A 26,303-nucleotide genomic window follows, 5' to 3' on the forward strand; every position below is an offset into this window, starting at 1 on the left:
GCTGATTAAAGCACGCACGCTAATGCCTTGTTGAGGATCTGATTGCTTTTGGGGCTGAATGTATAAATCTTGCGCTCCTCGGGAAGGATGATTTCAATCTTGGATGTGCCTTTCATTTTCTCCAGTTCTTGCGGCGTAACCGGCGAGGAAAGCATAAATGACTTGTTCCAGAAATTACGGTCGGAAGTGGTTGTAAAAAGTGAAAAAGTGCCACTCTTGGTTGTAAACCTTATTTCCGTGAACATTTGCACGTGAAAAATGAGCTCTACTTCTTCATTGTGATAGGTAAAAATCTTCTCTTCTCCAGTGCGCGACAAGCTCAGATATTCCTTTTTATCCACCAGCTGAACAACTTGATAATATTCCGTTTTGTTCGTGGATCGGCTCACTTTGGTCAGGCACTGAGCGTAGCAGACAGACTGGGAAGCAAAAACCAGCCCAATAACGCCAAGCAGCGCAATCACCTTCATGTGGTAGTAGTCCTTCAAACTATTAAGAAAAATCAGGGGTCGTCCAATTGATAGTAAATATATGCTAATTTTTTAAAAAGGAATGGCATAAAAAAACCTGCGCCGGAATGCAGCGCAGGTTGTGACCAGGAGGAGAGTCGAACTCCCATACCCGAAGGCACTACCCCCTCAAAGTAGCGTGTCTACCAATTTCACCACCTGGCCGAGGATTTTGCAAAAGTACTATTTAAATAATATGCCGCAAGGCTCCGGGAATGTTTTTTGAGTGTTTTTTATGGAGACATTCGTCGATCAATGTGGAGGTTGTTCTATTGTAATGAGAATGAGGATGCTAACTTTGCCCATCTTTAAAAAATGATGACCACATCTTGCTATTTCATTAACACATGAACTTCATTTACTTCCCTAGCCTGGTTATTTCTGCGTTATTGACGGGGTTATCTGCTGGTTTATTCTATTCCTATTCCTGCTCGGTCAATTTAGGCTTGGATAAATTGCCTGATGCGGAATATTTGCGTGCAATGCAGCAGATTAACAAAGCGATCCTGAATCCTGCATTTTTCGCTTCGTTCATGGGTTCAGTTCTGGTGCTTATCCTGGCGAGCTGGCTTAGCTACTCCTTGCAACATGCTTTTCAAGTCAAAATGCTGTTAACCGCAACTGGCATTTACATCGTAGGCGTTTTAGGAATTACTATTTTCGGAAATGTGCCACTGAACGACGCACTGGCTAACTTTGATATTAGTACAGCAACTAGTGGCGAGATTGCCAGACACCGCATATTGTTCGAACAGCCATGGAATAATCGTCATACCGTCCGCACTTTCTGCGCATTTGCAGCCTTTGTATTTACATTGATTTCTTTTTATAAGGCAAACTAGAAAGGAATGTTCCTTTCTAGTTTATAGACAAATGCAGCGCATCAAAAGGCATGCGTGCCGTGTTGCTGGGCTTGAAGTTTGTGATAAGTGTAATATGACACCATGAGAACGGCTAGTACGATCAGCGGGAATATGGAGTTGAAGCCGAATCCGTCTACGACGGTGATGCTAATGCTTGCACAGAGGAAGTCGAAGACGAAGCCGGCGTAAGCCCATTCTTTTAGGCGCGGCGGAACTTGCGGCAGCATTAATGCTATTGTGCCGGCAATTTTGAAGGCTGTGATCATCGGGCCAAAATAATCCGGGTAACCCAGATGCCGGATTCCTTCGCGGGCCATTTCAGTATGGGAAGTGAGCGCGGGCATGACGCCTTCAAACAAAAAGATCAATGTTGTTGAAATCCAAAAAATAATGCGGGTCGTTTTCATGACAGTAAATGTTTGATGATTGAGTTTGTTTTTGTTGATACAAATCTACCGCACATCCAGCCGACGGACGCAGTGTAAATACGACGAATTAGAGGGTACAATGCGACAATTCGATTGCGCAATTCGATTGCTGCAATTCCATTGAGGCAATTCGATTGCGCAATTCCACTGGGCAATCAAGGACTCTTCGCTTAATCAACCAGCTTTTTGCGGATTGCTTCTTTGTCGCTTTCTGTTTTTGCAAGGGACAATGCGGTTTGCCAGTGCATCATTGCTTTGTGATCATCCAGACCCGTATAAAGCGTTCCCAGCAGGGCAAAATAGAAGTGGTTTTCAGGCATCTGCAATTTTTCTGCTTCTGCGATTGCGGCCGCTTTTCCCCTGACTTTTGCAACAGCGTAGGTGCGGTTGAGCGCCGTGACAGGGGAGTACTCGCGCTGTAATAACTGATTGTATAGATGCAAAATCCCGTCCCACTTTTCACGGCTGTCTGCCTGTTGCGTATGCCATGCAGCGATGCCGGCTTCCAGGTGATATTTGGACAAATCATTTCCTTTTCCGGCCATTTTAAGGAAATAAGCACCCTTACTGATCAGGTCTGTGTTCCAAAGGTTTGAATCCTGATCGTCATAAAGAATCAGGGAACCGTTGTCATTCATTCTCGCATCGAAGCGCGAAGCATGAAAACACATCAGCGCCAGCAGTGCATTTACTTTCGGTTTGTTGGTTTCGGGATGCTCGATCAGCATGGTGCACAGGCGGATTGCTTCAAGACACAAGTCCTTTCTTAATGTATTGTTTTGATTAACTGAATAGTAACCTTCATTAAATAACAGGTAAACGGTTTTCAAAACCGGTTCCAGCCTGGCTTCAATTTCCGGTAAAGGCGGCATTTCGATAGCCACTTTAGCTTCGCGCAACTTTTCCTTTGCCCTGAAAATGCGTTTGCTGATGACTTCTTTATTTGTCATGAAAGCGCTCGCTATTTCGTCGATTCCAAACCCGCAAAGAATGCGGAGCGAGAGGCAGATCTGCGATTCGTGGGAGATGGAAGGATGACAAACCGCAAACATCATTTGCAGCTGGCTGTCTGTAATGTTTTGAAATGAAAGGTCTATGTCGGCGCTGTCCGATTGTTGCGCGGTCTTTTGCAGTTCCGGCGCGATCTTGTCCCGGAAAATGGACTCCCGATGGAGGTGGTTTTTGGCTTTGTTCTTAGCGGTGTTATAAAGCCATCCCGCCGGATTAGGCGGGAGGCCTTCTATGCCCCAGGCTTGCATGGCTGCCTGGAACGTTTCACTCGCAATGTCTTCGGCCACCTCAATCTCCCGAAACCCGAAATGCCGGCAAAGCACGGATACGATTTTCCGGTATTCGGTCCTGAACAAATGTGGGATGACGGGTCCGTGGTCGGGCATTGTTTTAGCTTTCGTGCACAGAAATGATTTTCCGGACTTCAACACTATTGCCTTCACCATGCAGGATCGGGCAGGCTTGTGCCATTTCAACGGCCTCGTCGAGGCTGGCTGCTTTAATGATGATGAAGCCCGCAACCGATTCTTTTATTTCGACAAACGGCCCGTCCGTCATTACATTGTTTGGTTTAAGCACCTTCCCTTCGACAGCTAAGCCCTTTCCGCCGCTGAATTTGTTCTGGGCTGCAATGCCGCCAACCCAGTCATGATATTGCTTCATGTAGCCTTCCATTTGTTCGGGCGAGGGCTGCGCTTCCTTGGTCAACAAATCCAACCGCATAATTACAATGTACTCTTCCATGTTGTTCTCAATTTATGGTTAATGATAAATAATTTACATCCCCATTACAAATGAGTATGGACGAACAGGACATTGCTGCAAGTATTTTTTTAATTATTTACCAAACAAAAAAGGGATGTGGCAGCGAGCCACATCCCTTTTTCTCAAAATATTAAATTACTAGCGAACCTTGAAGAACCGCATGTTCATTTCCTGATTGCCATAGTAGACTTTCAGGAAGTAATGACCTTCATTCAAGCCTGTTACATTCAGCGGCAAAGTATTTTTTCCTTCAACCACATCCTGCTCAGCCGAATTCAGTTTGATACCGCTGATGTTGTAAGTTTCAACTCTTCCTTTTCCGGCAGATTTTGAAATAAACTCAACATTAACAACGTCTCTAACCGGGTTAGGCGATACAAATGCTCCCGTAATAGCTTCATAACGAACTGTAACAATGCGACTGGATAGGAATTTACCATCCCGGTCGACCATTTTCAGCTGGTAATAGTTATTGCCGTAAACCGGTGATTTATCAACGAATTTGTATTCTCCAACACGCTTGTCAGACAAAGGCAACTCGCCGATCACATTCGGAACCTTCACTTGGTTGTCGTAACGGATCACTTCAAAACCTTTACCATTTTGCTCGTCAGTCACATTCCATGAAAGCTCAACGCCTTCTTCCGCTGGTGCAGCAGCAAACCTGGCAATGTAGATCGGAAGCACTGCATCGATTTTGAATGCCATCGTCTGAACAGTTGATTTGCAGGAACCGCCTTCAATTTGAAGCGTGTAGTCACCTCTTTCAAGCGCAGCGAAGCTGATCTGCGGACGGTCACTGGTCAGATTAACCCGTGCAGAACGCATTACCGTATTTCCTTGCATGATCTTCCAGTCGATGCTGGAAACATTGTTACCATGGAAGTTAAATATAAGGCCAGTCTCAGTTTGGTTGTAGACAGATTTCAAAATCGGTCCGTACTCGCATGGTAGGCGGTTATCAACCGTGGTTACATTGAATGTGCTTGAACTAACCGTTGATACGCAATTGCCACCTTGAATTTCAAGTGAGTAAGAGCCTGCATTAAGCGCTGCAAAGGTGATCGCAGCAGAGTTGCTGGAAAGATTTCCAGTTGTTCCGTTTGCTACTATCGCTCCGCCTTGCTTGATCCGCCATGTAACAGATGAAACGCCTACACCATTAAAGTTAACCGTCAAACCGGTAGCTGAGACATTAGCAATGCCTGAGATCGTCGGGCCGCTTGCGCAATTTGTCGAGCCGATAGAGAATGTTTTCGAGCTAACAGTCGAAATACAGTCACCACCTTCAATTTCCAAAGTATAAGTTCCGCCGCCCAGTGCTGCAAAAGAGATGTCAACCAGCGAGGAAGTCAAACCAGGAGTCTTACCATTGCGAACTACATCTGCACCGGATTTGATTCTCCAGGTAATGTTAGGAACGCCGTTACCGTCAAATTGGAAACGCAGGCCGGATGCCGAAATGTTGCTGATCGTGCCCAATGTAGGACCGCCTGGGCAAGTTCCTGCATTGATAGTAAAGTTTGAAGTGCTCACCGTAGATACGCAGTCACCACCTTGGATTTCGAGCGAATAAGTGCCTGCGCCTAGTGTAGCAAATGTTAACGCCGCAGAGTTTGAGGTTAAATTACCTGTTTTACCATTTCTGATCACATTACCGCTTTGCTTCACGCGCCATGTGATATTTGGAACACCTACACCATTGAAATCAACAGTCAAGCCAGATGCCGAAACATTTCTAAGACCCGAAATTGAAGGCCCGCTAGCGCAGTTAGGTGTTGCAACCGTGAAGTTTGAAGTGCTAACCGTAGAAGTACAGTTGCCGCCTTCAATTTCCAGAGAATAGTTACCCGCTGCAAGGCTGGCAAACGTGATAGCTGCTGAATTGGAGCTCAAAGTGCCCGTTTTTCCGCTTGCTACTACATTGCCGCTAAGCTTCACGCGCCATGTTACTGTAGAAACGCCCACGCCGTTGAAATTGAATGTCAAACTAGTAGCAGAAACGTTCGTGATGCCGGAGATCGATGGTCCGCTTGCGCAGTTGGTCGAGCCGATGGAGAATGTTTTAGAGCTGACAGTCGATACGCAGTCACCACCTTCAATTTCCAAAGTATAAGTTCCGCCGCCTAGTGTCGCGAATGAGATGTCAACGAGTGAGGAAGTCAGGCCAGGAGTCTTACCATTACGAACTACATCTGCACCGGATTTGATTCTCCATGTAATGTTAGGAACGCCGTTGCCGTCAAATTGGAAACGCAGACCAGATGCCGAAATGTTGCTGATCGTGCCCAATGTAGGACCGCCAGGGCAAGTTCCTGCATTGATAGTAAAGTTCGAAGAGCTTACCGAAGATATGCAGTTACCACCTTCAATTTCAAGAGAGTAAGTGCCTGCACCCAATGTGGCAAATGATAATGCAGCAGAATTTGAGGTTAAATTACCTGTTTTACCATTTCTGATAATGTTTCCGCTTTGCTTCACGCGCCATGTGATATTTGAAACGCCCACGGCATTAAAATCAACAGTCAGGCCAGATGCCGAAACATTCCTGAGACCTGAAATTGCCGGGCCGCTCGCGCAGTTTGGTATAGCAATCGTAAAGTTTGAAGCACTTACCGCAGAAGTACAGTTACCACCTTCGATTTCCAGAGAGTAGTTACCCGCTGCAAGGCTTGCGAATGTGATAGCTGCTGAATTGGAGCTCAAAGTTCCCGTTTTTCCGTTAGCCACTGTGTTGCCGTTTAGCTTCACGCGCCATGTTACCGTAGAAACGCCCACACCGTTGAAATTGAATGTCAAACCAGTAGCAGAAACACCAGTGATGCCAGAGATCGATGGTCCGCTTGCGCAGTTTGTCGAGCCTACTGAGAACGTTCTAGAACTTACTGTTGAGATACAGTCACCGCCTTCAATTTCCAGAGTATAATTTCCGCCTGCAAGCGTTGCAAATGAAATGTCAACCAGTGAAGAAGTCAAGCCAGGCGTTTTGCCATTGCGAACCACATCCGCACCGGATTTGATTCTCCAGGTAATGTTAGGAACGCCGTTACCATCAAATTGGAAGCGCAGACCAGATGCCGAAATGTTGCTGATCGTGCCCAATGTAGGACCGCCAGGGCAAGTGCCTGGGTTAATCGTAAAGTTTGAAGAGCTTACCGAAGATACGCAGTCACCACCTTCAATTTCAAGAGAATAAGTGCCTGCACCTAATGTAGCAAACGACAAAGCAGCAGAGTTTGATCCCAAATTACCCGTCTTTCCGTTTCTGATCACATTACCGCTTTGCTTAACACGCCATGTGATATTTGAAACGCCCACGGCATTAAAATCAACAGTCAGGCCAGATGCCGAAACGTTCCTGAGACCTGAAATTGCCGGGCCGCTTGCGCAGTTTGGTGTTGACACCGTGAAGTTAGATGAACTAACAGCAGAAGTACAGTTGCCGCCTTCAATCTCCAGTGTGTAACCACCAGCTCCAAGGCTTCCGAATGTGATAGCTGCTGAATTGGAGCTCAAAGTGCCCGTTTTTCCGCTTGCCACCGTGTTGCCATTTTGTTTCACGCGCCATGTTACGGTTGAAACGCCTACGCCGTTGAAGTTGAATGTTAAGCCGGTAGCTGAGACATTTGTAATGCCAGAGATCGATGGGCCGCTTGCGCAATTTGTCGAGCCGATAGAGAATGTTTTCGAGCTAACAGTCGAGATACAGTCACCACCTTCAATTTCCAAAGTATAAGTTCCGCCGCCAAGTGTTGCGAAAGAAATGTCAACCAAGGAAGAAGTCAAACCAGGAGTCTTACCATTACGAACTACATCCGCACCGGATTTGATTCTCCAGGTAATGTTAGGAACGCCGTTACCGTCAAATTGGAAACGAAGACCAGATGCCGAAATGTTGCTGATCGTGCCCAATGAAGGACCGCCAGGGCAGCTTCCGGGAACGACAGTGAAATTAGAAGTACTAACAGAAGAAAGGCAATCACCACCCTCGATTTCAATCGAGTAAGTGCCTGCACCCAGACTGTTAAAAGAGATCGATGCTGAATTTGAGCTTAGATTACCTGTTTTTCCGTTTCTAACAACATTACCGCTTTGTTTCACGCGCCATGTCAGGTTAGGAACGCCTGAACCATTGAAATCAACTGTAATGCCGGTAGGAGAGACGTTTCTGACATTTGAGATCGATGGTCCGCTTGGGCAATTAGCCTGGTTTATCGTAAATGCCTGCGAGCTAACTGATGATGCGCAATCACCACCTTCAATTTCCAAAGTATAATTTCCGGCTGCCATTGAGCCGAATGAAATATCAACATTTGTAGAAGACAGATTTCCTGTTTTACCAGATCTCAGAACATTATTACCAGATTTTATTCTCCAGTCGATATTTGGAATGCCGTTGCCTGAGTACGAAAAGCGTAAAGCAGTTTGCGAAATGTTGGTGATCGTTCCCAAAGTAGGACCGCCGGGACAGTTAGGCTCAGGGTTTACTACCGAGTCAGGGTTTTTAGGAAGTTCGTTCCAGAAGCAGCTGAGGACCTCGTTATAGTTCAATGAAAATCCCATATTAGGGTTCATAAAACTTCCGTTCTCACCTTCGAGCGTCTGACGGATCAAGCCCATTGAAATTGCATCCCTGCTGTATCCGTTTGTTTCACGGTGAAAGTTCACACGCAGCAAACCATCCTTGATGATCGCATATTGAAATGTTCTTACACCATCACCACCCTTATACGTTCCCAGCATTAAGCCATCTGTGATAGGCTTATTGTTACAAGGAATCATATTTCCCTGCTGCGTGCCCAGATAGTTGTTACCCATCGTACTAGGGTCAATGGAGTTGATACAAGCGTTAACAACCCGGTTTCCCTCCGTGTTATTAGGGAACTTGTTGTTGTCCATGTGCAGCAGAATGGCCGTATTTTCAAAAGCCTCATTCTTACGGCTTTGGTCCGGGTTACCGTCCCATCTGATGTAAATCCTGTTTTGATGGATAATCGTGTAAACCGGCTTTCCACCCACATTACCCAGGAATTCGTCGTGCGTCCACTTTAAAGGCTCATTTGTCCCGGGTTTGATACCGCAATAAACCTGTGATGCTACAGCCAATTGATTTTTCCGTAACGCATCATCCGAGGTCGCCGCCATGAGGCCGAGCAACCCACTCGCGAAAATTAACTTCTGTAAAAGTTTCATCAATGTTTAAAAAGTAAATGTTTGAAGAATTAAATGAATGGGTTAGTTAAAAAAAGCACAAGAGAGGACTCCGGGAAATGGAGTTTTGGCGTTTTCAGTTGAAGGGGCGAACCCAATATTGAAAATCTTGTGGTTGGAGGGTGCAACTAGTTGAAAAAGAGTAGTTAATGACTTTTGGAAATAATTAATATGACGAATAGAATACGTTTGTAGAAGTATAATCTGTCGAAATGTAGTAATTATTTTGTTAGTAGCAAGAGGGAAAACTAAAATATTAAGAAGTTATAACAACCTTTAAATAAAAAGTTCCAGCTCAGCTACGTATTATTTTTGCCAGTAATCTGCACTGGCAGCCCGGGAGCCTATTTTTCCTGTTATTACAAATTTAGAACGGCTCAGAAAAAAATTTTTAAGCTGTCATTTGTCTTGTAAACAGACCGTTAGTTCCTCTTAAAATTTGTGTGGAACAAAAACTTTTGTCTGTGATTTGGAAGGATATTTTTAAAGTGTACCTTTGCACCACGATTGAGGAACAGGACACGAGGAAAGAAGCTGAGGTTTAGCAGCAAAACATAACCAACCGATTCCGTAGCTCAGCTGGTAGAGCAATACACTTTTAATGTATGGGTCCTGGGTTCGAATCCCAGCGGGATCACTTGAAGAAATAACAAAAAGCATCAAAAAGCCTGCAAATCAAACGATTAGCAGGCTTTTTTCTTTTCCGATTATGCCAAAACATTCAATTTTCTACAAATTTTTGGTGATTAATTCGGTGAGTTCAAGAATCTGCAAATTTTACTCACCAGAATCGCTACAACTCATTGTATAACAACCTGTTTATCACGTAAACATCTTGTACTGAATAGGCTTGCAAGACTACTTTTGTTCAACTTTTTAACCTGAAAAAGGTATGAAAACAAAGATCAGTCTGCTTTTCTATTTGAAGAAGCCGAAAAACTATCGAAAAGGCCCGGTGCCGATTTACTTGCGCATTACGGTTGAAAGTAAGAGGGTGGAATTTACCACCGGACGAGAATGTGAGCCTAGCCGGTGGAATGCGGTGGCTGGTAGAGCTACTGGTGCGAGGGAGGCAGTCAAGTCTATTAATTCTTATCTCGGCAACTTGGAGCAGCAATTGTTAGATGCTCACGCCGCCCTGGTTCGTGACGATGCTTTGATAACGGCGGAGACAATCAAAAACAAATTTCTTGGTGTGGGTCCTAAGCAGCGGTTACTGATGACAGTGATCGCTGACCATAACGAGCGAATGAAGGCGTTGGTCGGCCAAGAATATGCGATAGGCACATTCAACCGCTATAAAGTGCTCGAACGCCATACATTGGCATTCCTGAAAGTGACCTTCAACACAACTGACTTTGACATTAGCCGGATCGATTTCGCTTTCATCGCCGACTATGAGTTCTATCTGCGCTCTGTTCGTAAGATGGGCAATAATGCGGTGGTGAAGCACATGAAAATGTTTCGTAAGATCGTAAACATTTGCCTGGGTAATGGCTGGATGAATCTTGATCCATATTTGAATTTTAAAGGCAAGTTTAAAAAGGTTGAAAAAGCGATTCTTACCAAAGCTGAGCTGGACTTGATGGCGAGCAAAGAATTTGCCAGTGATCGTCTCGCACAGGTGCGCGACACCTTTCTTTTTTGTTGTTTCACTGGCCTAGCTTACTCCGACGTCCAGAAGCTTGAAAAAAGCCAGATAGCAAGGGGAATTGACGGTGAGCAATGGATATTCAGCCAGCGAACAAAGACGAATGTTAAATCTCATATTCCGCTGCTACCAGAAGCGCTTCAAATTATTGACAGATATAAAGATCATCCGCTTTGCGAATCGCGCGGCCTCGTGTTGCCTGTGCCGAGCAATCAGAAGATGAATGACTATCTGAAAGAGATCGCCGTGATCTGCGGGATTAACAAGGTTCTTACTTCACACGTTGCCAGGCATACTTTTGCGACGACCATTACTCTGCAAAATGGTGTGCCGATTGAGAGCGTATCTAAAATGCTAGGGCATACAAATATTCGCACTACTCAGATTTATGCGAAGATTCTTGATACGAAGGTTAGTGAAGATATGCAGGCTTTGAAAGGCAGGCTCTCACGAAGATCTGGTACGGAAGGTTAGCGCTGCACCTTCTCTCTCACGACCCCTCCTATTTGTGAAAGGGGATCGCGAGAGAGAAGGTGAAAAATAATTTTAAATCGCTTATTCGGTTAAAAAATCCTCAGTCAGTGTCGATGGCTTAAACTTTGGAAATTTGTTGTATCCAATTTTGGGATTGTTCGATTGATATTCTCGAATATACTGAATCTCGATTTTGTTGACCTCCTGCAAGGATGCCGTTTCCGATTCCCATAGGATCTCTCGTATAATTGTGAAGTTTTTCCGTTGCTCAATCGTAAAGTCGGCAGCGACGTAAATATTGTCCGCACTCCCAAAATAGTTTATGGAGTTTGTCAAGTCCTTGCCAATGTAGATTTTCCCATTCGGATAAGTAATCTTATAAATTATTTTCAAAGCCTGGGGATGCCATGGTTGGAACACATTACTGGTGACAATTTAGGAATTCAGTCTGTGTGCTGCAAACATCTTCTTTTTATACTTGCTATCACAAAGCAAAATCATGGACAAAACAACTGCCTAAGCGCTCATGGGCAGTTTGCAACCAATGTCTTTATGTCCATCTGACTTTTTCTTGCATGCTCTCGGACTAAGCTTTTTGATAGTCCTTACGGGATTGCCTCTAAACCGCAATCGGCCAGATGTACAATTGTAATACAATTGAATCTGGCCCGCCCAAATGCTCCGAAGTCGCTGGCAGGAGATTTTTTGTAAATTTTCATATATTTGACCTTATTGCAAGCCAGACACCAGAATTTGGTGAGTGACAAGGTGAGTACCAGATTTGACAGGACGTAAGTAATTGATAAATAATTTGTTATCTCAAAAAGTATGATCCCAGCGGGATCACAAAGGCGCCTCGAAAGGGCGCTATTTTTGTTTAATTGCAATTCCATAGCTCAGTTGGAAGAGCAATACACCGGAACGCCGGCCGCTTTTAATGTATGAGTCCTGGCGGTGCCGCGATCGGCTTCGAATCCCAGCGGGATCACAAAAGCGCCTCGAAAGGGCGCTATTTTTGTTTAATTGCAATTCTGTAGCTCAGTTGGAAGAGCAATACACCGGAACGCCGGCCGCTTTTAATGTATGGGTCCTGGCGGTGCCGCGATCGGCTTCGAATCCCAGCGGGATCACTTGAAGAAATAACAAAAAGCATCAAAAGCCTGCTAATCAACAGATTAGCAGGCTTTTTTCTTTTGCGGGCTGGGCCAAATGTTCATTTTGCCACAAATTTTTGGTGAGTTATTCGGTGGCTTCATCAATCTGCAACCTGGCTTTCCTTTCAGCGAAGATCACTATTTTGACAAGCTGGTAATTTTAATTAAACCGCAGAATTCACAATCCGTACAATAGTGTTTCGCATCTCCACTGAACACAATGCTATCCCCATCAATCAAATTATTCTGTTCCAAAAGTCTTTCAAATATTGAGTCCTTACATACGACTAATGCTGTTCCATATCCATAAAGCGTGTAGGAAACGGGCTGTTCCGAGGTATTAAACTCAATCTTACCTTTGACGTTGTTTATATCAGCTTCTTTTTCACTCTCACAACCACATTCATTTTTTTTAGGCTCTTCATCCTCTTTGCAACCGATTGCTGTCAGGAGAAAGATGTACACAATGATGGTTATTGAAATTCTCATAGGCCAGCTCCGAATTGATTTGAATGATTGCCGTTCTTAAAAACGCTCCGTTGCCGACCATGCATCAAATCCCAAATTGAAAAGATATTTTGCCTACCAAAAAGATAAGTCTCAGCCGAATAAGCACGATCTATACGTAATTTCACCTCTATTCAAGAAACATCAATTTTGATCCTACCATTGAATGCATCGATCAAGAAATTTCTTATCTGAACAAATATTGATTCTGGTCTCATTGTTGACGCCGTGGTTTTGATTTATGAATTTTTCCTAAGATACATGCTTTCCTCAAAATCTCATAAAATGCGCCGTTCGTGAGATTTGTTAGTATAAACTAGCGTTAGCTTAGCTTCCGTATAAGTTTTGGGAACTTAGGAATGCGTAAGAAATGGGCTGTATTTATAAATGGACTTCCTGCAGCTTCATGTTGACATACAGTTGTGACTTGCATCAGCGCGGATTATTACTGCAGACATTCAACCATTAGTAGCGTTTTACCAGACAGTTGCAGAGATGGCCTTAAAACAGTACAGGGACGATTTTGCTGAACTGAGAACAGAAACGGTTGCATTGGCGATCAGAAGTGTTCGGACGTTGCAGCTTTTCGGTGGTGACCATGCTGCCACACCCGGTTCGAACCGCTCTGTGATCATCGAGTTTCAGGTCGAAGATGTCGATTCCCATTATCAGCGGCTAGCCAGTTACCTTGGAGACAGACTTGTTCAATCCCCGACGACCATGCCCTGGGGGAATCGATCCCTGCTATTCCGCGACGCTGACAGTAATTTGGTGAACTTCTTTACGCCTTTAACGGCGGAAGCAATTGAGCGCGCACGGGTTTCTTGAATTAAATGCCCGCTTTTTGGCTAAATCAAAAGCAGATTTGGCTAAATGTGGGCGACTGGCGGCAGCGATCTTTGCATAAACAAAAAAAGATCAGTTATGCGTGTATTTGTTACGGGAGCCACGGGCTTCATTGGCACAGCCATTGTGCGGGAATTAATAGGAGCGGGGCATCAGGTTTTGGGACTGGCCCGTTCGGAGGCTTCGTCTCAAAAGCTTATTAATGCAGGTGCAGAAGTTCACCGGGGCGATTTGGAAGATCTAGATAGCCTTCGCAGCGGTGCGGCGCTGGCCGACGGCGTAATACATGCGGGTTTTATCCACGACTTTACGCGGCTTGCGGAAGTTTGTCGGGCGGATAGTGTGGCGATTGAAACGATTGGTAATGTATTGGCGGGTTCCGACAGGCCTTTTATCATAACGTCCGGTTCTGCACTGGTAAGTCCGGGAAGGGTAGCCACCGAAGATATCATCGCGCCGGTCGATCCGGCCTGGCCGCGGGCGTCCGAACAAGCGGCAGATGCCGTAGCGGCATCGGGCGTTAATGCTGCGGTTATCCGCTTATCGCCTTCGGTACATGGCGAAGATGATAATCATGGTTTTGTATCCTTTTTGGTAAATATAGCGCGTGAAAAAGGAGTCTCTGCTTATGTTGGCGACGGGCTGAACCGATGGAATGCGGTCCACAGGTTTGATGCGGCTACGCTGTACAGACTTGCTTTGGAGCATGGCACATCTGCTGCTGCTCGGTTTCATGGCGTTGCGGAAGAGGCGATTCCGGTTAAAAGCATAGCGGAAGCAATTGGCAAACAGCTGAATATACCCGTCGTGTCGGTTGCCCATGAGACAGCGGCCGAACATTTTGGCTGGTTCGCTCATATGGCGGCTATCGATTGCCCGACATCAAGCAAGCGCACGCAGGAACAATTGAACTGGCATCCGACGCATTCGACCTTGCTTGCTGATATTGAAAGCGGAATTTATACGAAAAACTAAGTTACAGGCGGTTTGCAACTCAAATAATCGCGAACTTTATCAGTACTATGAATAGTAAACAGCTTTTTCATTTTCATACGATTACTGAATACCACCGTGCCGCGGGCCTGCCCAAGCCGACTCACCCGCTGATCAGCCTGGTGCACATGGAGGATTTGAGCAAGCCGATGGCCGAAGATGCATTTAGTATGATCTATGACTTTTATTCCATAGCCATGAAAAGGGTGACAAATACTAAGTTCAAATACGGCCAGCAGGTTCAGGATTTTGATGAGGGTGTGCTTTTCTTTATGTCGCCAGGCCAGGTTTTTGGGGTGGAAATTGAGAAAGGAAACGGGAGCCATAAGCGCGAAGGATGGATGATCCTGATCCACCCGGACTTTTTATGGAACACCCCCCTGGCCAAAACCATCAAGCAATACGAGTTTTTTAACTACTCGGTTTACGAAGCATTGTTTTTATCAGACAAGGAAGAAACAATGCTTAACACCATCGCGCAGAGCATTGAACAGGAGTATCAGGGCAATATTGACCGGTTCAGTCAAAGTGTGATCATTGCGCAGCTGGAATTATTGCTGACCTATTCGGAAAGGTTCTACCAGCGCCAGTTCATCACGCGAAAGGTTACCAGCCACGAGATCTTGTCCAAGCTCGAAGACTTGCTTACCCATTATTTCACCAGTGGTGCGCTAGTTGAGAAAGGCCTGCCGAGCGTTACTTATATTGCTGAAAACCTCAACATTTCGCCAGGTTACCTGAGCAGTTTGCTTAAATCGCTGACCGGCCAGAATACGCAACAGCATCTTCACAACAAACTGATCGAACTGGCAAAGCAGAAGCTTTCCACTACTAACCTGTCTGTCAGTGAGATCGCTTACGAGTTGGGGTTTGAACATCTTCAATCTTTCAGTAAACTCTTCAAAACAAAAACCAATTTTTCTCCAATGGAATTCCGGCAGTCTTTTAACTGAGACGTTATCAGGAGTTGAATGTCGGCGACGAGTGTCCTAAATCTAGAATGCGTAAAGTAAGCCGCTGGCGAACAGGGTTTTTGTCGCGATTTGCCCTTTTATTTGTCGTGATTAGCCCTTCGTGGTCATACATGGATAGGTAAATTTGTAAGATAAACAAACGATAAAAACCATTATGCTTTCAGAACCTACCATTCAGCGCCGCGGTGAACTGCATTACCTGGCCATTGCAGAAACCATTCAAATGCAGCAGATCCCGGATGTGCTGCCGCCGTTGATTCCTGTGGTCAAGCAATACATGGAGGATCGCGGCATTAAAGCAGGCGGGCCGGATTTTTTTCTTTATAAATCAATGGCCCGATCCGGCGAGATGGATTGTGAGGCTGGTTTTCCTGTAAACGAGGCTGTTGAGGGCGATGGTTACATTCGCGCTGGTGCTTTTCCGGAGGGAAATTATGCAAGCATCATTTATACGGGAGACTTTAAGGATATGATGCAGGCGCATATCGCGCTGGAAAATTACATTAAGGAGCAGGGACTTGTTGAGAAGTCGGCAACAGAGGGCGGCAGAACGGAGTGGGGTGGACGTACGGAATTCTATTTGGTCGATCCGGAGTTGGAACCGAATCCTGAAAAATGGCAGACAGAAATTGTTTTCCTGCTTGAAGACTAAATCGAAGAATAGATTTTTCCTATTAATTTATAGAATTAATCGATTGTGATTATCCTTTCCAAAAGCATAACTTGCCAATCACAAGTTAAGATGCGTGAGATTTTTTCAACTATAACCTCATAAAATGGATAAGGACCTTAATAACATTGACAAATGCCCGTTTCTGAACGGCTCTATGGACAGTCATGCTGCCGGCGGTGGCACCAGAAACCGCGACTGGTGGCCTAACCAGTTGAAGCTGAGTATACTGCGCCAGCATTCATCCAAGACTAACCCGCTAGAGTCGGACTTTGACTATGCAGAAGCATTCAAAAGTCTTGATCTGCAAGCTGTAAAGGCGGACCTGACAGCGCTTATGACGGATTCACAGGACTGGTGGCCAGCGGATTTCGGACATTACGGGCCGCTTTTTATCCGGATGGCCTGGCACAGTGCAGGAACTTACCGCGTGTTTGATGGCCGCGGAGGCGGTGGTTCTGGACAGCAACGTTTTGCGCCGCTGAACAGCTGGCCGGACAATGTCAGTCTGGATAAAGCGCGTCGTTTGCTTTGGCCTATCAAACAAAAATACGGACAGAAGCTTTCCTGGGCGGATTTGCTCATTCTTACGGGTAATGTTGCCCTGGAATCCATGGGCTTTAAAACATTTGGCTTTGCAGGCGGTCGTGCAGACGTTTGGGAGCCTGATGAAGACGTTTACTGGGGAGCGGAAACTACCTGGCTGGGCAATGATCACCGTTATGCAAAAGGTGTAGCAGGCGTTGCAGGACATGGTGTTGTGTCATCCGACGAAAATCCAGGAGAAGGAATCCACTCGCGTACGCTCGAAAAACCGCTTGGCGCCGCGCATATGGGCCTTATTTATGTAAACCCGGAAGGGCCGGATGGAAATCCAGACCCTATTGCAGCAGCAAAAGATATTCGCGACACATTCGGCCGCATGGCAATGAACGACGAGGAAACGGTTGCACTGATCGCTGGTGGACACAGTTTTGGTAAAACCCACGGCGCCGCGTCCTCGGATCACGTGGGCAATGAGCCTGAGGCGGCGGATGTAGATGCACAGGGATTAGGATGGAGCAACAGCTTCCGTTCGGGCCGTGGCGCGGATACGATTACCAGCGGATTGGAAGTAACCTGGACAACCACACCGACGCAGTGGAGCAACAATTTCTTTGAAAACCTGTTTGCATTCGAATGGGAATTAACAAAAAGCCCCGGAGGCGCGCACCAGTGGGTTGCCAAAAACGCGGGCGACATTATCCCGGATGCTTATGACAGCAGCAAAAAGCACGCTCCGACGATGCTGACCACCGACCTGGCATTAAAGCTGGATCCCGAGTACGAAAAAATATCAAGACATTTCCTGGAAAATCCGGACGCATTTGCAGATGCATTTGCCCGTGCGTGGTTCAAGCTTACGCACCGTGATATGGGTCCGCGTGCGCGTTACCTGGGACCGGAAGTGCCTGAGGAAGTGCTGATCTGGCAAGATCCTATTCCGGCGGTGGACCATACATTGGTTGATGCCGGCGACATTTCCGCTCTGAAATCGAATATCCTTGCATCTGGTCTGACGGTTTCTGAACTTGTTTCCACAGCCTGGGCCTCGGCTTCTACATTCCGCGGTTCCGACAAGCGCGGCGGTGCCAATGGTGCACGCGTTCGTTTGGCTCCGCAAAAAGACTGGAGAGTGAACAATCCCGTACAATTGCAGAAAGTGCTTAGCGTTTTGGAAAGCATTCAAGGCGAGTTTAACAGCACGCAGACGGGCGGCAAGAAAGTGTCCCTGGCGGACCTGATCGTTTTGGCCGGATCCGCAGCCGTGGAAAAGGCGGCTCAGGAAGCGGGTCATGCCGTAACGGTTCCTTTCACACCCGGCCGCATGGATGCTTCTCAGGAGCAAACAGACATTGAATCAGTAAGTTATCTTGAACCTGCTGCGGATGGTTTCCGTAATTACCGGGGCACAACTTATGCGGTTTCAACAGAAGAATTGCTGATCGACAAAGCACAACTGCTGACATTGACAGCACCGGAGCTGACCGTTCTGGTGGGTGGATTGCGCGCATTGAGCATCAACTTCGACGGTTCCAAAAATGGTGTGTTTACAGAACGTCCGGGTAAGTTAACCAACGACTTTTTTGTAAACCTCTTGGATATGAACACTTCCTGGAAAGCCATGGGAGAGGATAAGGAAGTGTATCTCGGAAGCGATCGCTCCACAGGGCAGCCTAAATGGACGGCAACCCGCGCGGATCTTGTTTTCGGTTCCAATTCTGAGTTAAGGGCTGTTGCAGAAGTATATGCAAGTGCCGACGCAGGTGCCAAATTCGCAAAGGATTTTGTGGCGGCATGGGCAAAAGTGATGAATCTTGACAGATTTGATCTGGCCAAGTAAGCCAGTCTGGTTATTATCCAGCTAGCTTTTTATAAAGGTAGGGTCGTGCCGGTTAGCCGGGACGACCCTTTTTATTTATTTTATGTTTTGTAAATCAAATTGGCAATTCCACAAAAAACGTAGTTCCCCGCTCTTTCCCGGATTCAAACCAGATCCGGCCATCGTGCGCTTCCACAATTTGCTTGCATATGGAAAGTCCGATTCCATACGATTGCTCACCAGCCGTCCCGGATCTGTTAGCACTGCCCAAAGGCAAAAATACTTCGTCTTTCAGGCTTTCCGGTATGCCTATCCCATTGTCTTCGATGGTTAACAGGACCTTTTCATCCTGTTTTTTAAGATTAATACGGATCGTCCCACCTTTTTGTGAAAATTTGATGGCATTACTAAGAAGATTGCAGAATACGCGCCAGATCTTTTCCCTGTCAACCGGCACCATAACTTGCTCATAATGATAGTCCAGCCTTTGCTGTTTTTCAATGGCTTTGTGGCTGAGCATATCAATACATGACTGGACGATCTCCTGTAATGCGACCTCACTTTTGGCAACACGTTTGCGATCAGAGCTGGATTGGAGAATCTGACTGATCAGCGTATTGGCCTTCCCGGCCGATTGTTGAATGCTAGTGATGAGTTCTGTTTGTTCTTCTGTTGGCTTTTCATCCCAAAACACAAGTTGAGAAGCGGAAGTAATGGCCGCGATCGGGTTGCGCAAATCGTGTGCGACGATCTTCAAAACGTGTTCATTCTCAATCTCAGCTTGTTCCAGCGCATTTACGGTGTCTTGCAATACAATGTTGCTTTGCGTGATTACTTTGTTCAAATCAGTAACAGCGCGCAAATTATTTAAACTTTTCCGGGCAATGCGCCATATCAGGTAGGCGATCACCGCCAGGGTGACAGATAGCAAAATGCTGAATACGAGCAGCAAAGCCTTACGCGTATCCTGTTCCTCGACGAGCTCTTCTTCGTGTTGATTCTGGATTTGTTGCAGCAGCTGCCCTACATCGCTTCTGTTTTCCACATTCTTTTTCAATTTCATCACCCGGTCGGCTTCCATACCGGCGATGAGCATCTTTCCTGCATCTTCAAATTTTCCTTGTCCGAACAAGATAGAGGCTTCCATTTTTTGATAAAGAATCACATTAGCAGGATGATTCAATGCGCCCGGCAACTTTTTCAGTATTGTAAGCTCCTCTGCGGCTTTGTCAAATTTTTTTGTCTTAATAAAAATTCTGGTAAGCAACTGCCGCGATTCCTGTTCTACTTCTAATGACCAGTCAATTTCCGGGTCATGCATCAGGCATTTTTTGATGAGCTTTTCAGCAGTTTCCATATCGCCCTTCAAGAAATAGGCCTCCGCCTCGTTCCTTACCATCACAATCCGCGCGAACCGGATGTAGTTCTGTTCTTTTGGAAACTCTGACGAGTGTTTATTAATAAAATCACTGGCTTGCTGAAAATATTGCAAGGCAATATCCGGCTCATTAAGGTAAAGATGTGCTATCCCAATGTTCCTCAGGCTGCCTTGCATCTCAATAAATTCGAGCTGGAAATTGCCAGACTGCTTACATTCAGCCAACTCTTTCAGTTCATGTTTCCAATATTCTATGGCCTGGTAATAGTTTTCTTCTTTAAAGGAAATGCTGGCGATCCGGCTGCTATATCGGGCACATTCACACGTTTCGCCGAGACTGGTCAAAAAGGATTTGCCGTGATAATAGTTGCGGTAGGCCTGGTAAAATCTTTTCTGTTTTAACAAATCATCCCCTTTCAAAAGCAATGCTTTGGAGTATTCAGCGGGAAATTGCTGGCGGATCTGCGCAGTAGGAAACAGTTGTAGTAAGCTATCCGTGTAACTCAGCGCATTTTCCGTCAATGTTGAATCCCTGTGGCTGAGGACCTTCATGAATTTGTAGTAGCGCATGCGGTCACTTAACGTCTGATCGTCAATTGTGGCCATTAGCGAGTCAAATGTCACGATGCATTTTTTAATCCCAATCTTGCGAGAATCGCGGTCCAGGCTATCAATCCATGCGTCCATAACTTGTTCATGATCCCCTTTTGTTGATGTTTTGCACCCTGAAAAACCAAGAATTAGCAGAAGCCCGGCAAGAATAATGTTGTATTTGTTCAAAAAAGTAAGCTGATAGAAGTAATCCATCATTAATAGAGTGATAGTTTGAGCGACGGAAGCTAACAACAAAGCAGGCTAGCTAAAAAAAATTTAATGAAAAATTTGCGTAGTTAAATGACTACGCTTAAATTCGTAGCCAAATAGCTACACAATGAATTTAAGACGAGATGTTTTCCAGGCCATAGCAGATCCGACGAGAAGGGCCATCCTTCTTTTGGTTGCGACGCAGACCATGACAGCTGGCGCCATTGCTGCCAATTTCGATACGGCCAGACCTACGGTTTCCAAACATTTGGCAATTCTTACCGAATGTGAGTTGCTCGAACAGCACCAGAACGGGCGGGAGATTTACTATCACATTAATGCAAAGAAGATGAAAGAAGTGGCCGATTTCATCGAACCGTTCCGCAATATGTGGGACGACCGGTTTAACAAGCTGGAAGCGATTATGAAAAATTATCAATCAAATAAATGATATGGAACGCAAAACCAAGGTTCACGCCGAAGATGGCAAGCAAGAAATTTTCATCACCAGGGAGTTTGATCTGCCGCTGGATTTACTTTTCAAAGCTTACACGGAGCCGGAGATCGTAGCGCAATGGATGGGAACAAAAGTGGTGAAAATGGAGAACAGGAAACATGGCGCCTACGAGTTCGAGACATCCGATGCGCAGGGCAATGTTGTATTCAGGGCCAATGGTGTGTTTCCGGAATATATTCCCAACCAAAGAATTACCCGGACATTTGAAATGGAAAATACGCCGGGCTCTCCGTTCCAGTTTGCCGTTCAGCTCGAATTCCTGGAATTCGAAAAGATGACAGATGAAACCAGCAAGCTGACCATGCATCTGGTCTATAAAACAGTAGCGCTGCGCGACCAAACCTTGAAAATGCCATTCGCACAAGGCATTAACATGGCGCACAACAGATTGCAGGAAGTTGTATATCAGTTAAAATAAGCCTATCATGACAAAGAGAAACAAGATCATTTACTGGATTGCAACTGTATGGCTCTCATTAGGCATGGTATCCAGCGGTGCTGTGCAAATCATCAAACTCAAAGAGGAAGTGGACATGATGACGCATCTGGGTTATCCGCTTTATTTTCTGACGATCATTGGTGTCTGGAAAATGCTTGGTGTGGTTGTAGTGCTGCTTCCCAGGCTGCCATTGGTCAAAGAATGGGCATATGCAGGCTTCTTCTTCACCATGTCCGGTGCTGTCTTTTCTCACATGGCGGCTGGCGACGGTGCCAAGGAATTTTTCGGACCCATATTATTAATTGTCCTGACAGTTGTTTCCTGGTATTTCAGGCCAGCGTCGCGGAAGCTGCCGGCAATAAATTAAGACGTATCATCAGCTAAGTTATTTCTCCCAACCGAAATTAGAATACAAATTATTATCACTTTAATATTCAAAAATTCGTGTGCATCCGTGCATCCGTGGCATTTAAAACTACTATGAAAGATAAAAAACAGTTATCCGAGCAACAGACCAGCGAATTACTGGAAACATTGAAAGCCCGTTTTGAAAAGAATAAAAGCCGCCACGAAGGTCTGGACTGGAATAAAATCAAGGCAAAACTGGAAGCCGATCCTGAGAAGCTCTGGGTGCTGGACGAAATGGAAGTGACTGGCGGTGAGCCGGATGTAGTAGGTTACGATAAAAAGTCAGACGAATTCATTTTCTTTGATTGTTCGCCTGAAACCCCCAAAGACCGGAGAAGCCTGTGTTACGACCGGGCAGCCTGGGAGTCAAGAAAAGCCAACAAACCCGAAAACACCGCGATGGACATGGCTTCCGAAATGGGTGTGGAACTGCTGACCGAAGAAGAATATCAGCAATTGCAGGCATTAGGCAAGTTCGATCTGAAAACATCCAGCTGGTTGAAAACGCCTGCTAACGTCAGAAAATTGGGAGGCGCAATCTTCGGTGACCGACGTTTCGACCGCGTTTTTATTTACCATAATGGCGCCGATTCTTATTATGCAGCAAGGGGTTTCCGCGGTTCGCTCAGGGTTTAGAATATTATCCCCGGCTATTCAAGTAATTTCTCCTTAATCATAAATGCGGCAAGTTCCTGCGCGAAGCGCGTCGCACCGGCTTCGCTCAAATGACAGACATCGCAAAATAACGAAGAGTCGGCGGGCGGGCGCTTTTCCATGTCCATGAGTGTTACAGAGTAAGTTTGGGCTAATTTCCTGAGTATCTGATTGTGCCTGTCCACTCCCTTTCTAACATTTTCAGGACTTCCCCACATGGTAACAGGGGTTGCGAAGTTGCATTTGGCAAAGTGCTTCACATCGCTTGTATCGCCTTTAAGCGGATATTTGGCAGGAAAATGAGAGGCATAACTCAGCAGAACCAGTTTCTCTCCCTTGCTGCGCGCTTTCCCGATAATCCTGTTGAGGTTATGCTCATACACCCGCCCGCTCCGGACCCGGGCTCCAAACTTTGCAAACGCCGGATCCACACCATATTGACTCAGATATATCTTATGGCTGACCTTATCATTTATATAATGTATCACCTTATCACACAAGTAGGGAATAACGGTTACATTGATCTCGGGGTGTGCTAAAAGCAGGTAAATGTCGTCATACCATTTAATGTGCGCGTAATCGTCTTTGAAATTTACAGGCGGAATGTTGTTCGCGTGGGTGTCGTTAATGGCTTCGTAATAAATGACGAGATCAAACTTTTGCTTGTCCAGCAGATCGTACTTGATCCGATTATCCAGCGCGGTGTGGGCAGGAGCTGCTATGTTGTAAAATGCGAATTTTGCATGGCTTCCATATTTTTGTTTCAAAAGTGAGTCAAGCCTGGGTTCCAGATTAAGATATCCCGTGCTGATCACGGAGCCCCCGAGAATCAGCACATCTTTGATTGCATCATCATTTCTGATCTTCATGGAATTCAAAACGTCCATATTCGTATAGAACTTTTTGTAGAGAAAATCAGAGGGCCTTAAAAAAGGATAGCCCAAAAACGCCAGAGCGGATCTCAATATAAGCTCTGTGAAAATGAACAGGATCAGAAAGTAAACAATGTAAAAGGAAGCGCGCCTCATTGACCTTAGCATTAATAATGCCACAACAAGGAATTTAGGCTATCAAAAAGCAAAACGAATGTGTCACCGGCTGGTTTCAATTATTTACCGTGTTACCATAAAACGAACATCTTCCGTCCGAAAGCGTACAGTTTAGCATAGCAAAATATAGCATTAGAAGCTGAAAAAGGCACCTTCTGGCAATGGAACAAATGTTTTGCAAACAAATAACATCCTTGACCTAAACCGATCATATGTTACAGAACTACTTCAAAATTGCGGTAAGAAACATCTGGAAACACCGGCTTTTTTCCTTCATCAATATATTCGGCCTGGCTTCGGGACTGATGGTCTGTTTTCTTGCCATTGCCCATATCAAAGGAGCGCTGGACTACGATCATTTTCATCCGAAAGGGGAACGCATTTACCGGATTATCACAGATGTGATCAGCAATGAAAACGACAAGACGGCCTTCGCAACAACACCATTGCCGCTGGCAGAAACGCTAAAAAAGGATTACGGTTCCGTAGAGAACGCCGCACGCGTTGTCAGGACTTATGCCGAAGTGCAAGGCAACGATAAGCGGCTGGATTTTCTCACTTTCGCTGTTGATGTATCGTTTTTTCAAATGTTTGGCTATCCCGTTTTGAAAGGACAATTCCCAGCTGCGCCGGGTACGGCTGTGATTAGTCAGGCGACGGCGGAAAAGATTTTTGGCACACAGGATCCGGTTGGGCAGGTTTTGGAGCAGGAGGGGATCGCACCATCCGTGATTACGGCCGTAGTTCCCGACACCGCTTTTCGCAGCCATCTCAAATTTGATATCCTCTTTGCGCTGCCGGCAGACAAAATGGGCCTTTTCGATGAGGGAAAAGGCTGGAATGATTTCGGCAAAAGTTACACCTATATCTTGTTAAAAGAGGGCATTGCAGAAGGCCAGCTGGAAGAAACGCTGCCGTCCGTCGGCAAGCGGGAAAGTGCTAACCTGGCCCCCGGTAGTGTAAAGTCTCTTGATTTTCGTGCACAACCACTCACCGATATTTCTCCGGCTATGGAGGAGTTAATGAACAGCACTTATGAGCCTCAGATCAGCGGACTGATGCTCGAAATGGCCGTCGGCCTGGTAACATTGCTGATGGCTGCATTCAATTACATTAACCTTACATTAGCCCGGTCCATGAGTCGCGCGCGTGAGGTTGGGATCCGGAAAACTTCGGGCGCGCTTCGCTGGCAGCTTTTGGGCCAGTTCATGGCGGAGTCGGTGATCCTTTCCTTGCTCGCGCTCATGCTTGCTTATATGATGCTCGAACTCGTGAAGCCGATGGCATTTGTACAGCAATGGCTGATCGGAGGCGTGGTCTGGGACTGGAAACTTTGGGCTGCCTTTATCACTTTCAGCATTGCAGCCGGGTTATTGGCAGGCATGATCCCCGCCAAAGTCCTTTCCAATTTCCAGCCTGCCGAAGTGCTCCGCAGCCGCAACGGCCTGAAAGTGATTCGTGGAATTTCACTCCGTAAGACTTTGATTGTCTTGCAGTTCAGTATTTCGTTACTCGCAATGATCGCGCTCGTGACCATGATGCGACAGCAATATTACATGGCAACCGGCGACTACGGATTCCGGACAAAAAACGTGCTGAACATTCCGTTGAACAGCATTTCATATGAAAGATTATCCAACGAAGTAAGCAAGCTGGCCGGCGTGGAACACGTTTCGGGCATATCAGAACCATTCGGCCATCACGGCGCCACGGAGCGAATTAAAATGAAACGTGGAGATGAGCAGACGATCCCGTCGTTTATCTGCGACGTGGCACCCGATTTTACCAAAACACTGCAATTAACATTGGTATCAGGACAGGATTTATCGAAAAAATCAGCATCCGGCAGGCACATACTGATCAATGAAGAAGCGGTCAAAAAGTTTAATCTTTTAGATAACAGATCGGCCATTGGCAAATCGATCTGGCTCAATGACAGCACAGAAGTTCAGATTGCCGGTGTGGTTAAAGATTTCCGGTTTACCAGCTTCAATTGGCAGATCCGGCCGCTGATCATTCGCCCGCAAATGTCCAGCTTGCGTTACATGCACGTGGCTGTGACGCCCGGTTCGAAGGATAGGGTTTTGGAAGAAACAAAGCGCATCTTTAAGCAACTGAAACCCTACGAAACTTTCGAGGGAAAATGGTTTGACGACTTCCTGTACGAGCGCCACGCGCACATGGACGACATCAGCTTCATGGCTTTACTGCTTGGCATTTCTTTCTCGATCGCCTGCCTCGGACTTCTCGGAATGGTTACCTATAACACCCAAACCCGCATTAAGGAGGTGGGCGTCCGAAAAGTGATGGGCGCAGAAGTCGCACAGATCATCTGGCTTTTGTCCCGCGATTTCGTAAAATTGCTCACCATTGCAGGCGCCATTGCATTGCCACTCGGATATCTGGCTGGGTATGCATTTTTATTCAACTTTGCCTACCATGTCAGCATTGGCTTCGAAACATTAGGCCTTTGCTTTGGCGTCCTTTTGTTGCTAGGCGGGCTGATTATCAGCACCAGAACTTACAAGGCGGCAACTGGCAATCCGGTGGAGGCGCTCGGTAATGAGTAAATGTTCACAAACTCAAATTGCGGTTCAGCGGCGGGTCACTCAGTAGCAAGCCGCTTGCCTCATTGC

20 protein-coding genes and 2 tRNA genes are annotated in these 26,303 nt (G+C 46.0%); 13 read left to right on the top strand and 9 right to left on the bottom strand.

The window, feature by feature from the left end; all coding sequences use genetic code 11:
- Positions 1–5: 5 nt before the first annotated feature.
- Both NFI80_RS05465 and NFI80_RS05470 read right to left on the bottom strand, forming a co-directional pair.
- Positions 6–488: a hypothetical protein gene (locus NFI80_RS05465; RefSeq protein WP_235160853.1), complete on the bottom strand. Its 483-nt coding sequence runs from the start codon at positions 486–488 to the stop codon at positions 6–8.
- Positions 489–592: 104 nt separating this feature from the next.
- Positions 593–674: transfer RNA gene (locus NFI80_RS05470), tRNA-Leu, on the bottom strand.
- A 182-nt stretch (positions 675–856) separates the two neighbouring features.
- Between NFI80_RS05470 and NFI80_RS05475 the strand changes: the two genes are divergently transcribed.
- Positions 857–1,351 carry an anthrone oxygenase family protein gene (locus NFI80_RS05475; protein WP_235164621.1) on the top strand — a complete coding sequence of 165 codons (495 nt, stop codon included), beginning with the start codon at positions 857–859 and terminating at the stop codon, positions 1,349–1,351.
- 41 nt (positions 1,352–1,392) lie between these two features.
- On the opposite strand, the gene NFI80_RS05480 is transcribed toward NFI80_RS05475, so the two are convergent.
- The 4 genes from NFI80_RS05480 to NFI80_RS05495 form a co-directional block, all read right to left on the bottom strand.
- Entirely contained in the window at positions 1,393–1,779 is a 387-nt protein-coding gene (locus tag NFI80_RS05480; RefSeq protein WP_235164620.1) for a DoxX family protein, read from the bottom strand.
- A gap of 191 nt (positions 1,780–1,970) precedes the next feature.
- Positions 1,971–3,197: an RNA polymerase sigma factor gene (locus NFI80_RS05485; protein WP_235164619.1), complete on the bottom strand. Its 1,227-nt coding sequence runs from the start codon at positions 3,195–3,197 to the stop codon at positions 1,971–1,973.
- Between the two features lie 4 nt (positions 3,198–3,201).
- A complete protein-coding gene (locus NFI80_RS05490; protein ID WP_235160862.1) occupies positions 3,202–3,555 on the bottom strand; it encodes a YciI family protein in 354 nt (117 codons plus the stop codon).
- Between the two features lie 159 nt (positions 3,556–3,714).
- Positions 3,715–8,769, bottom strand: a complete 5,055-nt coding sequence (locus NFI80_RS05495) for a T9SS type A sorting domain-containing protein (protein ID WP_235164618.1) — start codon at positions 8,767–8,769, stop codon at positions 3,715–3,717.
- A 582-nt stretch (positions 8,770–9,351) separates the two neighbouring features.
- On the opposite strand from NFI80_RS05495, the gene NFI80_RS05500 reads away from it, so the two are divergent.
- Positions 9,352–9,424: transfer RNA gene (locus NFI80_RS05500), tRNA-Lys, on the top strand.
- A 255-nt stretch (positions 9,425–9,679) separates the two neighbouring features.
- The gene (locus tag NFI80_RS05505; protein WP_235164617.1) at positions 9,680–10,912 is read left to right on the top strand and encodes a site-specific integrase; all 1,233 of its coding nucleotides are present in this window, start codon (positions 9,680–9,682) and stop codon (positions 10,910–10,912) included.
- 1,292 nt (positions 10,913–12,204) lie between these two features.
- Here the strand turns inward: NFI80_RS05505 and NFI80_RS05510 are convergent.
- Positions 12,205–12,555, bottom strand: a complete 351-nt coding sequence (locus NFI80_RS05510) for a hypothetical protein (RefSeq protein WP_235161988.1) — start codon at positions 12,553–12,555, stop codon at positions 12,205–12,207.
- Between the two features lie 462 nt (positions 12,556–13,017).
- Between NFI80_RS05510 and NFI80_RS05515 the strand changes: the two genes are divergently transcribed.
- The 5 genes from NFI80_RS05515 to katG all read left to right on the top strand — a co-directional run bounded on the left by NFI80_RS05515 (position 13,018) and on the right by katG (position 18,439).
- The gene (locus NFI80_RS05515; RefSeq protein WP_374760344.1) at positions 13,018–13,401 is read left to right on the top strand and encodes a VOC family protein; all 384 of its coding nucleotides are present in this window, start codon (positions 13,018–13,020) and stop codon (positions 13,399–13,401) included.
- A gap of 96 nt (positions 13,402–13,497) precedes the next feature.
- Positions 13,498–14,394, top strand: coding sequence for an SDR family oxidoreductase (locus NFI80_RS05520; RefSeq protein WP_235164615.1), 897 nt, complete (start codon positions 13,498–13,500; stop codon positions 14,392–14,394).
- Between the two features lie 47 nt (positions 14,395–14,441).
- Positions 14,442–15,365: a helix-turn-helix domain-containing protein gene (locus NFI80_RS05525; RefSeq protein WP_235164614.1), complete on the top strand. Its 924-nt coding sequence runs from the start codon at positions 14,442–14,444 to the stop codon at positions 15,363–15,365.
- Between the two features lie 175 nt (positions 15,366–15,540).
- Positions 15,541–16,038 (top strand): GyrI-like domain-containing protein, encoded by a 498-nt coding sequence (locus NFI80_RS05530; protein WP_235164613.1) that lies wholly within the window; start codon positions 15,541–15,543, stop codon positions 16,036–16,038.
- Between the two features lie 124 nt (positions 16,039–16,162).
- Entirely contained in the window at positions 16,163–18,439 is a 2,277-nt protein-coding gene (gene katG, locus NFI80_RS05535) for a catalase/peroxidase HPI (RefSeq protein ID WP_255703558.1), read from the top strand.
- Between the two features lie 94 nt (positions 18,440–18,533).
- Here the strand turns inward: katG and NFI80_RS05540 are convergent, their stop codons facing one another.
- Positions 18,534–20,606, bottom strand: a complete 2,073-nt coding sequence (locus tag NFI80_RS05540) for a sensor histidine kinase (protein ID WP_235164612.1) — start codon at positions 20,604–20,606, stop codon at positions 18,534–18,536.
- Between the two features lie 121 nt (positions 20,607–20,727).
- Here NFI80_RS05540 and NFI80_RS05545 point away from each other — a divergent pair, with 121 nt between their 5' ends.
- From NFI80_RS05545 to NFI80_RS05560, 4 genes are all read left to right on the top strand, one after another.
- Positions 20,728–21,051, top strand: a complete 324-nt coding sequence (locus NFI80_RS05545; protein WP_233798148.1) for an ArsR/SmtB family transcription factor — start codon at positions 20,728–20,730, stop codon at positions 21,049–21,051.
- Between the two features lies 1 nt (position 21,052).
- Entirely contained in the window at positions 21,053–21,535 is a 483-nt protein-coding gene (locus NFI80_RS05550) for an SRPBCC family protein (protein WP_235164611.1), read from the top strand.
- Between the two features lie 7 nt (positions 21,536–21,542).
- The gene (locus tag NFI80_RS05555) at positions 21,543–21,923 is read left to right on the top strand and encodes a DoxX family protein (RefSeq protein WP_235164610.1); all 381 of its coding nucleotides are present in this window, start codon (positions 21,543–21,545) and stop codon (positions 21,921–21,923) included.
- A 113-nt stretch (positions 21,924–22,036) separates the two neighbouring features.
- Complete coding sequence (locus NFI80_RS05560) at positions 22,037–22,600, top strand: DUF4256 domain-containing protein (protein WP_235164609.1); 564 nt, start codon at positions 22,037–22,039, stop codon at positions 22,598–22,600.
- A 14-nt stretch (positions 22,601–22,614) separates the two neighbouring features.
- On the opposite strand, the gene NFI80_RS05565 is transcribed toward NFI80_RS05560, so the two are convergent.
- Positions 22,615–23,646 (bottom strand): SGNH/GDSL hydrolase family protein, encoded by a 1,032-nt coding sequence (locus NFI80_RS05565; RefSeq protein WP_235164608.1) that lies wholly within the window; start codon positions 23,644–23,646, stop codon positions 22,615–22,617.
- Positions 23,647–23,879: 233 nt separating this feature from the next.
- Here NFI80_RS05565 and NFI80_RS05570 point away from each other — a divergent pair, with 233 nt between their 5' ends.
- Positions 23,880–26,237: an ABC transporter permease gene (locus tag NFI80_RS05570; protein WP_235164607.1), complete on the top strand. Its 2,358-nt coding sequence runs from the start codon at positions 23,880–23,882 to the stop codon at positions 26,235–26,237.
- The last annotated feature ends 66 nt before the right edge of the window (positions 26,238–26,303 follow it).

This window comes from Dyadobacter chenhuakuii (assembly GCF_023821985.2).
Taxonomy (GTDB): domain Bacteria; phylum Bacteroidota; class Bacteroidia; order Cytophagales; family Spirosomataceae; genus Dyadobacter; species Dyadobacter chenhuakuii.

What these genes read in the sequence shown, in the direction of transcription:
- NFI80_RS05475 (WP_235164621.1), top strand. Translation starts at nt 857, where the DNA reads ATGAACTTCATTTACTTCCCTAGCCTGGTTATTTCTGCGTTATTGACG.
- NFI80_RS05480 (WP_235164620.1), bottom strand. Translation starts at nt 1,779, where the DNA reads ATGAAAACGACCCGCATTATTTTTTGGATTTCAACAACATTGATCTTT.
- NFI80_RS05485 (WP_235164619.1), bottom strand. Translation starts at nt 3,197, where the DNA reads ATGCCCGACCACGGACCCGTCATCCCACATTTGTTCAGGACCGAATAC.
- NFI80_RS05490 (WP_235160862.1), bottom strand. Translation starts at nt 3,555, where the DNA reads ATGGAAGAGTACATTGTAATTATGCGGTTGGATTTGTTGACCAAGGAA.
- NFI80_RS05495 (WP_235164618.1), bottom strand. Translation starts at nt 8,769, where the DNA reads ATGAAACTTTTACAGAAGTTAATTTTCGCGAGTGGGTTGCTCGGCCTC.
- NFI80_RS05505 (WP_235164617.1), top strand. Translation starts at nt 9,680, where the DNA reads ATGAAAACAAAGATCAGTCTGCTTTTCTATTTGAAGAAGCCGAAAAAC.
- NFI80_RS05510 (WP_235161988.1), bottom strand. Translation starts at nt 12,555, where the DNA reads ATGAGAATTTCAATAACCATCATTGTGTACATCTTTCTCCTGACAGCA.
- NFI80_RS05520 (WP_235164615.1), top strand. Translation starts at nt 13,498, where the DNA reads ATGCGTGTATTTGTTACGGGAGCCACGGGCTTCATTGGCACAGCCATT.
- NFI80_RS05525 (WP_235164614.1), top strand. Translation starts at nt 14,442, where the DNA reads ATGAATAGTAAACAGCTTTTTCATTTTCATACGATTACTGAATACCAC.
- NFI80_RS05530 (WP_235164613.1), top strand. Translation starts at nt 15,541, where the DNA reads ATGCTTTCAGAACCTACCATTCAGCGCCGCGGTGAACTGCATTACCTG.
- katG (WP_255703558.1), top strand. Translation starts at nt 16,163, where the DNA reads ATGGATAAGGACCTTAATAACATTGACAAATGCCCGTTTCTGAACGGC.
- NFI80_RS05540 (WP_235164612.1), bottom strand. Translation starts at nt 20,606, where the DNA reads ATGATGGATTACTTCTATCAGCTTACTTTTTTGAACAAATACAACATT.
- NFI80_RS05545 (WP_233798148.1), top strand. Translation starts at nt 20,728, where the DNA reads ATGAATTTAAGACGAGATGTTTTCCAGGCCATAGCAGATCCGACGAGA.
- NFI80_RS05550 (WP_235164611.1), top strand. Translation starts at nt 21,053, where the DNA reads ATGGAACGCAAAACCAAGGTTCACGCCGAAGATGGCAAGCAAGAAATT.
- NFI80_RS05555 (WP_235164610.1), top strand. Translation starts at nt 21,543, where the DNA reads ATGACAAAGAGAAACAAGATCATTTACTGGATTGCAACTGTATGGCTC.
- NFI80_RS05560 (WP_235164609.1), top strand. Translation starts at nt 22,037, where the DNA reads ATGAAAGATAAAAAACAGTTATCCGAGCAACAGACCAGCGAATTACTG.
- NFI80_RS05565 (WP_235164608.1), bottom strand. Translation starts at nt 23,646, where the DNA reads ATGAGGCGCGCTTCCTTTTACATTGTTTACTTTCTGATCCTGTTCATT.
- NFI80_RS05570 (WP_235164607.1), top strand. Translation starts at nt 23,880, where the DNA reads ATGTTACAGAACTACTTCAAAATTGCGGTAAGAAACATCTGGAAACAC.